5 protein-coding genes are annotated in these 15,861 nt (G+C 55.5%); 3 read left to right on the forward strand and 2 right to left on the reverse strand.

Annotation, left to right across the window (positions count from 1 at the left end; genetic code table 11):
* Positions 1-5: 5 nt before the first annotated feature.
* A complete protein-coding gene (locus CGL56_RS11415; RefSeq protein ID WP_099106689.1) occupies positions 6-2,234 on the forward strand; it encodes a lipoxygenase family protein in 2,229 nt (742 codons plus the stop codon).
* Between the two features lie 680 nt (positions 2,235-2,914).
* Here CGL56_RS11415 and CGL56_RS11420 read toward each other — a convergent pair.
* The gene (locus CGL56_RS11420) at positions 2,915-4,228 is read right to left on the reverse strand and encodes an aminopeptidase P family protein (protein ID WP_099106690.1); all 1,314 of its coding nucleotides are present in this window, start codon (positions 4,226-4,228) and stop codon (positions 2,915-2,917) included.
* Between the two features lie 610 nt (positions 4,229-4,838).
* Between CGL56_RS11420 and CGL56_RS18070 the strand changes: the two genes are divergently transcribed.
* Positions 4,839-6,122: a hypothetical protein gene (locus tag CGL56_RS18070; protein ID WP_143470694.1), complete on the forward strand. Its 1,284-nt coding sequence runs from the start codon at positions 4,839-4,841 to the stop codon at positions 6,120-6,122.
* A gap of 156 nt (positions 6,123-6,278) precedes the next feature.
* On the forward strand, positions 6,279-8,108 hold the full coding sequence (locus tag CGL56_RS18075) for a P-loop NTPase fold protein (protein ID WP_143470695.1): 1,830 nt from the start codon (positions 6,279-6,281) through the stop codon (positions 8,106-8,108).
* A gap of 665 nt (positions 8,109-8,773) precedes the next feature.
* Here CGL56_RS18075 and CGL56_RS11430 read toward each other — a convergent pair.
* Entirely contained in the window at positions 8,774-15,211 is a 6,438-nt protein-coding gene (locus CGL56_RS11430) for a T9SS type A sorting domain-containing protein (protein WP_143470697.1), read from the reverse strand.
* Between the last annotated feature and the right edge of the window lie 650 nt (positions 15,212-15,861).

Below are 15,861 nucleotides of genomic sequence, written 5' to 3' on the forward strand. Positions count from 1 at the left end.
GCAGCATGTCCGGCAAACACCTCACCCACGACAACGACCAGCCTGCCCCGTACGGCGACCCCGATACCGTCCACAGCATCTACCGCGAGTGTATCGAGGAAACCAAGCCCGTGCCCACCCGCGAGCGGACGTTCCTCGCGCCGCGGCTGAAAGGCATCCACCACCTGGACATCGGCTACTCCAAGGTGGTCACCGCCTCCCCGGGGATGATCCTGGACAATCTCTACAACTTCTACGACGGGGTGAAGGACACCCTCCACGAATGGTGGCTGCGGCTGTGCCCCCGCCCCACCGCGATCACGGGCACCGACTTCCGGGGCTCCTCCATCGTGGGGCGCACCACCTACGCTGGACGCCACGACCACGATAAGCCCATCCACCACCTGCGGGTGGAACTGTGGGGCCGTACCTGGTGGCTCGGCTGGCGCAGGCTGGCGGAAGGCTATTCCGGCTTCGACGGCCGCTTCGAGCTGCCGTACGACCTCCGCGCGGCCCGTTCCTCCGCCATCCGGAAGATCCGCGCGGAAATCTCCCAGACCACCTACCGCTTCGACCGCCACGGCAACCGGAGCCGCAGCTTCTCTCTCGCCGTGGCCCTCCCGATCAAGAAAAGCGACCTCGTGGGCATGCGCTACGACCTGCGCGACATCCAGATCGAACTTTGGTGCTACCGGCCGGACTGCTACATCCCCCGCGTCAAGATCGACGACCTGCAGCACGAGGCGCCGGAGAAGTACGTCGAGGGCCGCAACGAGGCCATCACCGACCAGTTCATTCCCGTTGAGCTGATCAAGCTGAAGCACGTCACCATGCTCCGCGCCGACCCGAACGCCCTCACCATTGAGGAGATTCAGGCCGACTACCCCCCGAACCTCACTACCTGCATCGAAGCCCGCCTGCCCGGCTACTCCCGCTCCGACGAGTTCTTCGGCGAGCGCATGATGAACGGCATGAACGCCCTCACCTTCGAACCCATCGACGGCGAGGAGCACCGCTACCGGGTGGTCAACTGGGGCTACCAGGGCTACGACCACAACAACGTCTACGCCTTTCCGACCACGGAGATGGACTTCGAGATCCTGCCCGGCGACCACGCCCCCCGCCCCCTGCAAATCACCATCACCGGCGCCCTGAGCGCCTTCGAGCACGACCCCGACCAGAAGCGCACCTTCTACCCCACCGACGGGGAGCGGTGGCTACAGGCCAAGCGGGTCGCCCGCTCGGTGGGCGGACTCATCTCCGAAGTCGACGACCACTTCGCCCGCACCCACGTCAACGTGGAACAGTACGCCATCGCCGCCAACCGCAACCTGCGGCTGAACCCCGTAACCTGGCTGCTGCTGCCCCACCTGAAGGAAGTATCCCTGATCGACCACACCGCCGACCGCATGCTCATCAGCCAGGAAGCCGGCTACATCCCCCGCGCCTCGGCCCTGACGGAAAAGGGACTGAAGCACCGCGTCCGCGACGCCCTCGGCATGATGAACTGGAAGGGCTACCGCCCCATGCCCGTGATCAACGACCACCACTACTACGCCAGGGCCGAAAACCTCTTCTGGGACATCACCTACGAGTACATCTCCGAATTCTTCGAGCACAACGCGGCGGACATCCGCGCCTACTGGTATGAGATCTTCGCCATGTCCGAAGACCTCGTATCCCACAGCGTGCCGGCCTTCGACCGCGAGGCCCACCTGAGGGGGCTGGAAGGAAGGGCCTACGAAGTGGCCAGCCGGCGCCTCAACTACTGGACGACCCGCTTCGACCACCAGCCCCAGATGCCCACGGGCAGCTACGGCGGCGAACCCCGGGCCCTCTCCCCCATCACCCAGGCCAAGGATTTCGCCCAGGCCGACCCCGACGATTGGGAGAACCTGAAGGAAATGTGCTGCTACGCCATCCACCACGCCACCTTCCTCCACAGCTGGGTGAACGAGCACCAGCACGACGACATCGGCGAGGTGCTCTACAGCTGCCTGGGGCTCCGCTTCGGCGAACACCCCGACGGCGTCATGCACCCGGAATCCGACCACCGCATCGCCCCCGACCCCCTGCGCGCCACCCAGATGCTCTGGTGGAGCAACCTCCTCTCCCGCACCGAGTACGGCGCCATCACCAAGAACCCCGACGGCGACGTGAACCCCCGCTTCGGTGAGTTGCTGAAGGCCCACGAAGCGGAGTTCCGCAGCTATGGGGTGCTGGTGGATAATATTGAGTCTCGCACTAATATCTAGCGCGGCTACCCTCCCATCGCGTGTGCACAATCTGCGGTAATCCGCGACACCAAATCTGCGTACATCTGCGGTAAGAAAACTCACCCACCCGAAGCGAGTGGAAGCCCCGGACCGCCCACGCGCCGCGTGGGCATAATCAGCGGTAATCCGCGAAACCAAATCTGCGTACATCTGCGGTAAGAAAATGCGACACACGCATAGCTTGGGCTTGTATCGTTCCGATTGTCTTTTCTTTTTCCTTGATGAAAAAGAAACAAAAAATCCCCACGAAGCCGGGGGAAGGGGCCCCCGGGTGAAGTAAACATCCGGCTCTATCGGCTGCCGAACCCCGCCAGGGCTAAAATCCACAAACTCGCATGATCCTTACCTCGACCCAAAGTGTATGCGATCCATATTGTGTTTCGCCTCACCCAAGAGCATTCTCCCGGCTCATACAGTGTGTATTTTTTAACGCCCTGCCGGGGCCCGTCAACCGGCCGGCTGTAAGGGCGAACACATTACTGTTTAGTATCCTCTTAGCGTGAATCAGCGGTAATCCGCGAAACCAAATCTGCGTACATCTGCGGTAAGAAAACCCACCTAAAGCGAGTGGAAGCCCCGGACCGCCCACGCGCCGCGTGGGCATAATCAGCGGTAATCCGCGAAACAAAATCCGTGGCCATCTGCGGTAAAAAAACCGCTTACCCCAGCACCGTAGGCCCATCCGCCCCCACCAGCACGTCATCCTCCAGGCGGATGCCGCCGAAGTCGCGGTAAGCCTCCAAAGCGTCATAATTGATGAACTCCCGGTGCTTGCCCTCCGCGCGCCAGCGGTCGGTGAGGAAGGGGATGAAGTAGATGCCCGGCTCCACCGTAAGGGTAAAGCCCTCGCGCAGGCGGCGGCCGAGGCGCAGGTTCCGGGTGCCGAAGAGCGAGCTCCGCTTGAACTCATCGTCGTAGCCTACCAGGTCCTCGCCCAGGTCTTCCATATCGTGGACATCCAGGCCGATCAGGTGGCCCAGGCCGTGGGGGTAGAACAGGGCGTGGGCGCCGGCGGCGACGGCGTCCTCGGGAGAGCCCTTCATCAGGCCGAGCTCCTTCAGGCCGGCGGCGATGGTGCGGGCCGACTGGTCGTGGATCTCCCGGTAGGCCACGCCGGGGCGCAGGGCGGCGATGGCTTCCGACTTGGCGCGGTCCACGATGTCGTAGACGGCCCGCTGCCGATCGGTCATCTCTCCGCCTACGGCGAAGGTGCGGGTGATGTCGCCGGTGTAGCCCGAGGGGGCCTCGGCGCCGGCGTCGATCAGCAGCAGGTCGCCCTCGCGGAGGGTGTTGCCGTGGTAGTGGTTGTGCAGGATGTGGCCGTTGCGGGTCACGATGGCCGGGTAGCCCAGGCGGCCGCCGGCGCTGATGGCGAGCCCCTCGACGAGTCCAGCGACCTCAGCTTCCGTCATGCCCGCCTGGGTAGCGCATTCGGCGGCTTCGTGCATCTGCAGGCTGGTGCGGACGGCCTGGTTCATCTCGGCCACCTCCTCGGCGCTCTTCACGGCCCGCAGTTCGACTACGGCGCGGATCAGGGCTTCGCTCGCCTGCCGGTCTTCGCCCAGCCACTCCCGCAGCTGGCGGCGGCGCTCCTCCCGGTAGGGCGGCAGGAAGTGGACGGTGCCGGCCTTGGCCAGCTGTCCACGGAGTTGGTCCAGCGTACCCCCGTATTCGGCGCCTACGCGCTGGGCCAGGTCCTTCACCAGTGGCTGCTCGCCCATCCAGACGATGTCGTCCAGGGTGGGATCGTCCCCGTACAGTCGGCTCTCCCCGCTGCCGGCGTCGATGGTCAGCACCAGTCCGGGCCGGTTGTGGCCGGCGAAGTAGCGGAAGCTCGAATCCTGGCGGTAGGGGTAGGTATTGCCCCGGTAGTTCATCGGTGCCTCGGCGTTAGCGGGCAGCAGGATCAGTCCGGAAGCAAGGGCCTCGGCCAGGCGGCGGCGGCGGTCGGTGTAGGTCTGGGTGGGGAACATTTGGGTTGGTTTTTATTGGCGTTGGGTTGGGCAAAATGACAAAGCCTTCTACCGAAGGCGCGACGGGCTAAGGTACGGAGGCGCGGACGGGGGCAAAAATGGCCCGGGGGCGGGTGTCGGGGAATGCCCTTACGGCCGCGGTTGATGGCCGGTACAGCCTGCTATCTGACGTGCAGTCCGAACCATCCTACCCCGCCCCCTGGTACGTTTTCGTCACTATTTGTTTTGAGCGGAAGAATTTACCAGGAGTCTAGCCTTCCAGCATACCGTCCGATTTTGATCCCTTTTTCCACCGGCTCCGACTCATGGGAAGCGAAGCCGTGGCGGGGTCCTGCCGTGGCAGCCCTTATAATCCCGGGCGCGCACACCCGTCAGCCCCCGCACATCCGTCAATTATCTCCCCAGCAAATCCGGGACATTACGTATTATTGGCGGGCGGGTGGCGCACACCCGTCAATAATTTCACCGCCATTGCATGCGTAGGTGCGATGTGGGTGTATTAATGTTGGGCGAAATGATATATCACCAGGCTCACTAACCGCAGCTTAAATAAGTTACTTTGGTGAGCGGTTTATAAAAAGCCATCACATAAATTCTTGAGCACTACGGGATGAGAGCTATTTACAAGAAACCAACAGATAATTCAGTTGGCTATATCACTTGGGCCACACCATGTTTAGTTTCTGATATAGATCTACAGGAAAGTTTAGATAAAATTGTGCAATATAATTATTTAATTGATTCTGATTTAGAAGAGGGAAGAGTTTATATAAGGTGTAAAAAAAATATTGAAGTTGAATTTTTGCCAATTCGTACAATTTTTCCATATTTTAAAATTGCTGAAAGTACTATTCAAAAAGAATATTCATTTGACAATTATATTTTTAAAGGCCACCAGATTTTTATGCCAGTTGAAAAACTCGAGATTTTTAGCCCAATCTACTCAGCCGAATGTAATATTTTTCCGCCGAGATATTTACAATTTTCGAAGCTAAGACATATTAACTTCAACGAATTATTTCGAATTGAGAATGGATCGTCCATTAGAGACAAAATTAATGAACTAACATACTTTGATGAAGAATGTCTCAATTCTTTCCCTTTGGTAATGATAGATGTTGAAATTGATTTTCCTGATTACCTTAGGTTGAAAAATAAGGAGATAGATGAGAAAATTAATGAATACACCTCCAAATCTAATACTCTATTTGATGTAATCAGATTTCAGCACTGTAATTTTACAATTCCTCAAGGGCTTCCCGGCAGACCGGGTACGTATGGTTACCAATACTCAGCAGCAGTGTCTTATTTTTCGCAACACGGAATATGGATGTTTGATAGCAGAGAGGTGTTGGTAAAAAAGATAACTGCTGGTATTGGGATACAAATTCATTCATCTGAAGACATATCATATCACAAAGTACTTCAAATTGAAGGTGAAACAGGAAATATTAGTAAACACGCTTTAAGACTGATGTCCGATATAATGGAGAGTGACAATGATTCGTTGAAGTTTGTTCAAATATTTACTTTGATTGAATTTTTAGGAAACCCTAAACAATATCAGAAGTTAAGTGAATCAAAAAAATTAGTAACTGCTACTGTAGCTTCCTCAAAATCCGAATATTACTCTCTTAATCTGCGACTTGAGGAGCTAACTGCTGGATTAAAGAATGGGAATGGAGAAAGGATACCAGTAGGACTCAGAACTGAAATAATTCATAATGGTAAATCTATAATAAGTCTAATTCCCTCATTCACAAACCGAAAAAAATTGTTTGCCGAACTTTACGACTATGTGGCTAAAGCAGTCCACTTCATGATTTCACATTCGGACAAAGACTGGTCTACTTTCAATGACATCAGAATTATCAAGCGAGATAATTATAAATAAATTCGCCCAACATTGCGCCATCCTCAAGCCGGCGATGAGGCTTTCGAGTGTCGATGAAGGCTTTAAAAGGTGCTTTGATGCTAGTCAAAGTCTGGAATGCAGATTAGTGGATCCGGCCTGCGGTGGCGCACCCGTTAGAACCAATTAAACTGAGACATGAAGACTATTCTGAGTGAGTACATAGCAAGGCAAAATTCATCAAACCTGGCCCTCCTAATCAACGGAGAATGGGGCACTGGGAAAACACATTATGCAAAAAATGTTATAAGTGATTTGGCTAAAGAAGCCGGATATAATGGGATTCTGTACGTTACTCTAAACGGTGTGAACCAACCTAATCAAATTTTTGAACAGCTTTTCTACGAAAGATTTAAGAAGTTACAAAACGTAAAAGAATCAAAAGTTGGCAAAGTATCAACCAGTATATTAAGAACTGCTTTATCTGCAATCAACTTTAAAGGAGGAGATAAAGGTGTAGAGTTTTCAGGGGGCGAGATAGTGAAAATACCGTTGTTTGAATTTGCATCTATAGATAACTATGTAGTTATATTAGATGACTTAGAACGGATAGCAGAAGGTGCAAAGCTCCAGGATCTGTTAGGAACAATCAGCGAAGATGTGTTAAATAACGATAGATCTAAAGTGATTTTCATAAGCAACTTAGATCAATTAAAGGCAAAAAATGAATTCCTTGAAGTCAAAGAAAAATATGTGGGTTGGACAGTTCCGTTCCAGCAAAATCTAGAAGTAGCTTACAGTAATATCAAAGCGAAATACAAAGCCAATTTTGTCAACTGGCTAGGTGATTATGATAAATTCATCATTGATATTTTAGATGTTCTTGAAATTCGAAACCTTAGAACATTACTGTTTCTATTAGATTCATTAAGTCGCACATTTAAATCGTTTTTACATATAGACCCTGCCACAGTCAGATCCATTATCTACCAATTTGCCATACTGTCATGTGAATATAAAATTGGATTACTAACAATCGATAGTTCAAAGCACATAAAGGTCCCAGACTATTTAATTCACGTACAATTTCCGCACCTGATTGGTGTATCTGACGATGTTGAGAAGAAGTCAAGAAAACAGTTTTACGCTAAATCATTGTTTTACAGATCAAATAAACTAATCAAAGAAGTAGACAGTAATGTTGTATACGTATTTTACGAACCTTTCGTGGACTTCTTGTTGCTGAAATCTACCAATTTAGAGAATGATACTATTCAAGAATACCATCGGTTGGTCAAGAGACAACTCCTAAGTCCAGCTTTTAAGCAGATCAAAAAATTAACTAATTTCCCGTTTTGTACTAATAGGGAGTTTGACAATGCATATTATGAACTCTCAACTTTGTTAAAAGATGGAAAATTAAACATACTAGAATATGCCTCTTTTGCTCAGGCCGCATATTCCTTGATTGAAATAGAATATTTTATGCCTTTCAATAAGGATGTCTTAGACCAAAAGTTTGATAACACTATCAACTTAATCCGATACGATGCAGACGTCACATACCTGGAATTGAATTCACTAAAAACACATGAATCCGGCCTCGAAAAAGTCAATAAAAAATTAGCCAGTCAGATCAGACAAAAAGCTGCGTATATAATGGAAGAATCAATAAAATCATCAAGAATTGATTACGTCAGTCATATTTCTCCCGATACAATAACCAACTCAGGTATTAGAGATTTGTATAGCAATGCGAATTTGAATGGATTGATCGAGTTCATCAATGCAAACTTTGAAAATCGAAATCTATTAGATGCTATGGTTCATGAAATCAAGGACTTTGACGGTTCTTTTGGAAGCTACGAGTATAACGATCGAATAACAACCAATTTCATTGGTTTGGCTAAATGGATTGAAGAAGAAAATACGATCAATAAGGCTGTTAAAATTGATCGATTTTGGTGGTATAAAATTAAAAGTGCTATTATAAATACGGTGTTTCCAAAAGTCAACGAAGAAGAATAACTGGCTCTAACACTGCGCCATCGTCAAGCCGGCGATGAGGCTTTTGAGTTCCGATAAACCTTTGAAAAGGTGTATTAGGTTGATTTTCATCCGAATGCTGGCTGGTGGAAGCCGGCCTGCGATGCGCCCGGGAGTATTGCATAAAGTGTGTCAAGGGTAATTCTTAGGATTAAAGATTAAGGGAAAAGAAGAAGAAAGTCAAGCCTTCCCGGCCCTGGTTCTAGAACCAGGGCCGGGAAGGCTTGCGCCGCCAGCTCAGAGGTCCAGGCGCAATCGGTCGTCGTACAGGATGGCCAGTTGGGCCAGGATCCGGTTTTGCTGCGCAGTACTTCGTGCTCAGTTGTGCATGGGCTTCCGCCACTTGGCGGTGACGTCGCGCTGGACGAGGAGAAATAGCTACATGATCACGGTGTCGGAAGTGAAGGAGCCCTTGGTTTGGGTCACTTTGCGTAGCCTCAATAGCTATCGGGGGCGGAAGGCTTCGATGGCGTTGGTGGGATTGATTAAGAGTGATCCATAAAGGCGCCATATTTATAACCAAGGACATTGTCCTCCCCCCATCAGGCTTCCAGCCTTTCCCCCGGCACCAGCGCCCCGCCGCCCAAAAAAAATGGGCGGAACTCCAGAGGAATTCCGCCCATGGCAGACAGTAGTAGCCCGCGTGCTTACTGCACGATCATGCGGCGGGACCGCTCGTAATCCCCGGCCGTCATCCGGTAGGTGTAGACGCCGGCGGGCAGATCGGTCAGTTCCGCTTCGACGCGGTGGTCGCCCGCCGGATAGTGGGCGTCGGTGATGAGGCGCAGGGAGCGGCCGTTGACGTCGATCAGCTCCAGGCGCACCCGCTCGGCTACGGGCAGTGAGAAGGGGAGCACGGTGAACCTGCCAGCGGGGTTCGGTACGTTCACGCCCAGTCCGTAGCCGCGGGCCTCCAGGTCCGTTAAACCGGTGGTGGAGAGGAAGAAGGGATAGGGCGCGTCGACCGAGCCGACCAGATCGTCCAGGGCGAAGGTCGTCTCCTCGCCGTTGGCCAGGTACTCGGCACCGGTTACCTCGTTGATGACGCGGAACTCGATGGATTGCCCGACGTCTTCCCGGTTACCCGAGACCAGCAGGAAGGCGCGGTACGCCCCGATGCCCGGACAGTAGATCAGCTCGGCCAGCCCGCGGGGGGTGCCGCCCACCAAAGCTACCACCCGCAGTTCATCGATGGCATCCTCCCCGAGGGCGGCGGCGTCGAAGGTGCCGGTGACGTTCATGTTGTATTCGTAGCGGCCGCGCTCCACCGTGTAATCCAGCGATTTCTGGGCCGGGTGGTGGATCGTGCCCTTCCCGGTAGCGCGCAGCTTGTAGCCTTCGCCGGGCATGAACTGCCGCAGGCTGCCCGCCCAGCTACCAACGCCCGCTTCGAAGATGGCGAAATCGTTCTGGCCTTTGACGATGTCCTGGTTGCCGGAAGGCAGGGTATTCAGCACCTGGTTCACGGGTTCGGGAAATAGGCGCGGGTACCCGATCCAGTTCCAGCCGGCTTTCACGGCTACCGAGAGCGGGTTGGCGCTGGGCAATCCGACGACCTTCAGGGTATCGGGGGCATTGGACAGGTGCAACAGATAGCCCTGTCCCAATTGTAGTTGGCGCAGGTTGCCGTTCCAGCCCGAGCCGGCACTGTAGTTGGAGGTTTGCCCCATGGATTTGACCACGATGTCGTTGCCCGAGGTACTGTTGAGCAGGCTCTGGAGCAGGTGTTCGCGGGACATATCGTCCGTGGCCACGTTCAGCGAAATCCAGTTCCACCCTTTCCGTAGCGGGATGACCTGGAACTGGCCTTGCGGATGCAGGATGAAGGGCGTGGCGGCCGACCCGCGTTGGGCGTCACTGGTGAAGGGCAGTGTTTCCACGGCACCATACTCCGCTCCGGTCAGGGCCCGCCAGAACCGGAAGGTGACTTCCTCCCCGTTACCGGAGCCATCCTCGTTGCTGTGTACGCGCAGGAAAGCCGCGTAGGTACGGGTTTCTTCCACGTATTCGATCTGGGCAATGCCGCGGATCTGGCCGTTGACGAAGGCGCCGATACGGTCGCGGGAATCGGTGGACAACAAGTCGTTGGTGCCGTCGAGGCTGAACTGCGCCACTACCGTCATATCGTGGTCATAGTCTGTCGGATCGAACGACCAATTAATGGTTTGGGCCAGTAATTCAAAGGTAACGGCGGTGATCACGGCCTTGTCGTCGACCAGGGCGACGATGCTGTCCCGGTAGATGCCTGGGGTCAGCTCCGGATCGACGTCGAAGTGCAGCAGGTAGCTACCGTTGGGCAGCAGGGTACCCCGCTGCTGCTGCGGCGTGAGCCACTCCGGGTAGTGGATCAGGGCATCGTCGTCTTTGTTTAGGCTGAAGGCCTTGCTCAGGTTCGAGTTGTTCTTCAGGACGCCCTGCACCACGTGCGACCGGCCCTCCATACCCGAAGCGTAAATGGGCGCGGGGTCCCAGAAGACGGGCTTAACGTTGACCAGGAAGCTCCACGCGGTGGCGTACTTCTGCACGTTACCGTTGAGGTCGCGCAGGCCGTTCACGGTAGCGTTGATGCGGACCCCCTGCAGCTCGTCCCGGTCGGTCAGGTGGGGGGTGGTCTGGAGGATCAGGCGGCGGTCGGCGCACTGGGTCGTGACGGCGATCACCTCATCGGTGTCGGCACGGCGGAGGGTGACGACGGGGGTGTACAGGTCGAAATTGCAGTCGATGTCCTTGTCGAAGGCCACCGAAATTTCCTGGCCCGGCCGGAGGAAACCGTCGTTGGGCGTGGGGATGCCGTAGGGAGCCAGGGATTTGCGGTCGATGATGCCGCGTTTTTCGGAGGAGTAGGTGTGACCGTTGACGCCGCAGAAGGCGGCGGCCCGTACCTGGTAGCCACCGTCGGAATATCCCGACATATCAAGCTGGAGGTCGTAATTGGCCCCAATAGCCGCCAGTTCCTCTTTTTCGAGGCGCATGGCGGTGTGGTATCCTTCTCCGTCTTTTTTGATCTGGACTTCTACGTACTCGAATTTTTCGTTGTCGAGGTCGTAGCCGGAAAGGGTCAGCGGTAGCAGGTTGGCGCTGTTGCTGTTTACGATCCAGCCGTCGTGGATATTTTTCAGGGCGATATTCGAGCACTCCGTGGTGAAGTTGACCGTGAAGCCGAAGGTATCGACGTTCACCAGGTTACCATTGTCCTGCCACAGGTCGTACTCGCAGGGCGGGTAGACCATCAGTTGAATGTCGTGGTAATTGCTGGACAGGGGTCCGCGGGTCACCGATAGGTTGAGGTCGACCGTCTGGTTGTAGGGAATGAAGAAGTGGGCGGGGCTGTTGTTGATGATTTGGCCGCCCAGGCGAATCAGCGCGCCGTCCGGATTGGTGGTGCTCACTACCCGTACCGCGTATTCCCTGGTTTCCCGGCTTTCGCTCCGGTTGGCGATGCGGGCCACGAAGTTCGCCAACCCGTCGCGGGGTACGTCGTTTAGCTCCGGTGGGAAGATCACCATTTCCGGCCGGTCACGGGCCTGGGTGCCGGGCTCCTGCGGACAGCTGGTGGTACCTACCTTCAGGTTAAAGGCCGGCACGTTGTAGTTTTTATCCCGCAGGATGTCCACGGAAAAGAAATCACCGATATCACCGTCGTCGAGCACGTAGCCGACCGTGCGGGTGCGCTCGTCCCTGGAGCCCGTGGTATTGGTGGAGGACCAGCGGAAACTGCCCATGACGCCCACCTTTGATTTATTCCAGGCCCCTCCTTTAAGTTCGAGTGCAATGCCCACGGCAAAATCAGTATTGACATATTCGGCGAATTCGTAGGACACCTCCGTAACGGTGTCGAAACTTTCTTCACGATAGATCGGGGCGCCGGCACTAAACGAGATGTTTTCTACCAGGACGGCCTCTTCCCCCCTGGCGGCATCGTTCTTGGCCAGGATGTTCATCCACGAGATGCTGTCACGCAATAGGTTATTGGCCTCGTAGATCTCTTCCTCCGTCAATTCCCGATCAGCCTGGATGGCTAAAATGGACTGGCGCAGGCGCCCCAGGGTGGGCAGGAGGGAGTTTTTGATGTGGTTCTCGGTATAGACAAAGGTCGTAGCGAAATCGATGGAAGAGATGGTCGGGTACTCCTTGATCTCAATCTGGCAATTGTCGAAGGTCAGGTGCTGGGCGTCGGAAAACTCCTGGTTCAATGCCGCGCCGATATACACGTCGCCCGGCTCCCCGGTCAAATTATCGAGTTGCGAAGTGGAGAATTTTTCATTGAAGGTTAGGGTGGTGGTCAGGCCATTCCGATTGCGATTATCCCGGCCGGCCACCACTTTAATATCGGCGAATAAGCCTAGTGCATACTTGAAGAATATGGCCTCAGTTGCAGAGCCAAGGACCAGATTGGCAAATGCACCCGCGCTACCGCCCGTTTCCACTTCCAGGGTATTGAAACTCGAAAACGACTGTCCCTTTTCCACGTAGGCGTAGCTGTTGTCGCCGGGGGGGTCGTGGAGGATCAGCATGGGTATTTCCGGCGAACGGGTAATGAAACTCGGCGTGATGATTTTGGCCCCCGTGACCAGGAACCAGAACTCCACCCCCTTTTTCGGTACGAGGTCTACGTCGGGGATGATGTAGAGCAACTTTTCGTGGTTGTGCTCGGCGCTTTCCGCGATGTTCGGCTCGCCGGCTTCTACGGTATACGTCGCGATGCCGTTGCGGATGGGTACGCGGGTCACCTCATTGCCCCGGTCGGAGACGAAATCGTAGATCTTCAGGTAGCCGGTGTCGAGGGCGCAGTCCGTTCCCAGTATTTCTTTGACATCAATGGTCAGGGTATAGGCAAGGCCCTGCTCCATTACCGCGATCGGATCCTGATCGCAGGTGTAGGTATCGACGCCCGACAGGTCGTAGTCGATCGAAATATCCAGGGGAGAACGGTAGATGAAGCTCAGCTCGGGGCGTACCTCGGCGCGGATGGTGTCGCGGGTGCCGGCCGGAATGGTATCCGCCGCCTGGGTGATGATGGTGGAGCCGTTGGCCAAGGTTTCGGTCTCCTCCTCGATGTAGACGGTATCCTCCAGTATTCTGACCACCTCGCTGGTGTCGCGTACCGTCAGATCGATCTTCTGATCGATGTTCCCGATCTGTGCCATGATGTTGCTGCCGTTGGCCCCCGCATCGTTAACGCCAATTACCTTCACGCTGTACTCCCTTGCCGGCAGGATGACTTCGAGCACTCCGTTGCTGTCGGTTTGGCGGGTGATATTGTAACAGTTGTTGGCGGCATAGATCTGCAGGGTCGCGGAACTCCCCAGGGGCTCCCCGCAACTGTTTTGTACGTACACTTTCAGCGTATCCGTTTCCCGGTCGATAAAGTCAAGCCCCGGCCGGTCGCCGTCGACCTGGAGCGTCACTTCGGGCAAACCGTCAGCCGTTTCGATGCGGTGGTGGATGAATTTGGGGGTGAAGGTATAGGTTCCCTCCTGCTGAATAGCGTAAGACCAGCTGCCGTCGCGTTTGGTCCGGATGCCGTGGTCGGTGCTGTCGATGAGAACGGTGACGCCGGGGACGCCACAGGCCGGTCCGTTCGGGGAAGCGGGATAGGTGATGCGGCCCTTGGCCGTGAATACCGTCAGATCGGTGAAGTCTACCCGCTCGGCGTTTTTGTTGCTCATCGATAGCGTACGCGAGGCGGTGACCGGGGAAAACTCGTGGACGACCGTCCCGCCCTTGCTCGGTTTGACGGAGAACTCGGCCGATTGGTGGTAATAGACGTCCTTGAATTCGTAATACCCCTCGATATCCGTGGTAGTACAGTAAGTCTCGGCACATCCGGCCGGCAGCGCCCCCCCACCCGCGGGCAGGGAATCCAGCAAGGTCAGGGTCACCGTCACACCCCCGACGCCTGCCCCAAGCGACGACTTCACGTGGCCGCTCACCCGGCCATCGGGACGGCTGTAGCCCGGGTCCGTATCGGTCAGGAAGCCGGAGCCGACGGGCGTAACGTAGAACAGGTACTGGACCCCGGGGATGCCGTCCGTGACGTTGTACCCCTTCGCGCTGGAACTGACGATGGCGATCTCCTCCCGCTCGGTGCCGTCCGGCAGGCTGCGCTCGATGCGGATCTCGTCGGAGGCGGTGGAAATATTGTTCCACGACAGGTTGGTTGCGTTATACTTGGTACCGTCCGTAGCCACGAGGTCAATGGCGAATGTGCTGCCCTGGTCCCGGCTTCTGGATGATTCCTTACCGCCGTACTGGCTTACGGAGGTGGACACCTCGTAGGTGTACGCCTGGCCGGATACCACGTTCGCGTCGACGTACGAACGGGACGTACCCGGGAGGGCGGTGACAAATTGTCCGTCGCGGTAGACGTAGTACTGGTGCAGGTTATCGGGAAAGTCGGTCCCTTTGGTCCAGGTAAGGCGAATGGTATCGTCGTCCGTAGCGTCCGTGGCTCGCAGGTCCTTCGGGGCACGGAGCGGCGAGGTGCCGATGGTGATGTTTGCGTCGGAGGCGTCGGCATATATAGGCCCGGCCGTTGAACCTAATGCTTGTCCTAAAAAGAATCCACCAACGCACTCATACTTGATGCGCGGGAACATGCTCAAGTAGTAATCCGGTCCGACGATTCTTTGGTAGTCACCAAAATTTCTACCCGTCTGCAGCAGGGAATCCGGGAGCATCATTTGAAATACCCGGTTGCCGTAAGTGATGCCTACATAGGGGAGGTTGAGTTTGTACTGATATCCTTCCAGCGAAATTTCCGTCCTGCCACCCCCCAAGCAGGCCACCACCCCTGCGACGTCCCGCAGCCGCAGCCGGATGTAGTAGTCGCTTTCATTCTGCGTCGATTTCACGGTCATTCCGGCAACCGTGGCTGCGACTTCCTCCGCCGGCGGAGTTATCCCGGTGGCTGACGCCCACTCCGTCAGTAGTGGGGCCCCGGGGAGGTAGGGGCCGGCCGGCATGTGGGACTGGGCATACGCCGGCGGATCGGTTTCGGCGGGTGAATCGGCACCCAGGCCGGAGGCGTACGCTGAAAGGATGAGGGTGGCCAGAAGGCAGGTGCGAAGTAATAGTGTGTTCATAGCGCTTTGAATTAGATGGTTAGTGCAATATTTCACCGGGTGCGCAGCGTGGAGATTCCACGGTCGCAAGCCCCCGGGGCGGGGAATACGTACTGCTTTATGGTTCATTGTCGGCCCGCCAGGCGGCAGGGGTCGTTACCTCATCAGCAGAGACGGAAAGGGGGAAATGGGCGACTGCGGTCCGTTACCGTCTGGCAAATCCGTGATGCCATTCGCGCCGTTCATAGCATGATCATCGTTGTCCCCACAATATTGGGTTCCGCCGCCCCCACCCCCCCGGACTTATCCTACGAAGGCTTGCTACTATCGGACATGGCGCGATAAAAAGCTGGTACTTATCCTTCACGCTGCTTGCAGCATAAGTACCATCTTGCTGTATTTAAGCGGCTTATATATTGAAATAACCGCTCACAGCACTCTCCCTTCCGTAGCCCTTCCGCCCGCAAATGCGAGTGATTTTGGGGTGGATTCCGATTGGGGCCCCGGCGCTTGCTTATCCTTGTCGTGGTCCGGAAATGCCGTAAATGGCGGGCCAGCGGGGACGCCCTGGTTCCGGAGCTTCGCTCCGGGGTACCGCGAGCCTAGATCGCGAACCAAGCCCGCGAACCCACCCCGCCCACCCTACTGTTCAGTACCGTCGGCCGCGGAGA

Origin of the sequence: Neolewinella marina (assembly GCF_002631205.1) — a bacterium.
Taxonomy (GTDB): domain Bacteria; phylum Bacteroidota; class Bacteroidia; order Chitinophagales; family Saprospiraceae; genus Neolewinella; species Neolewinella marina.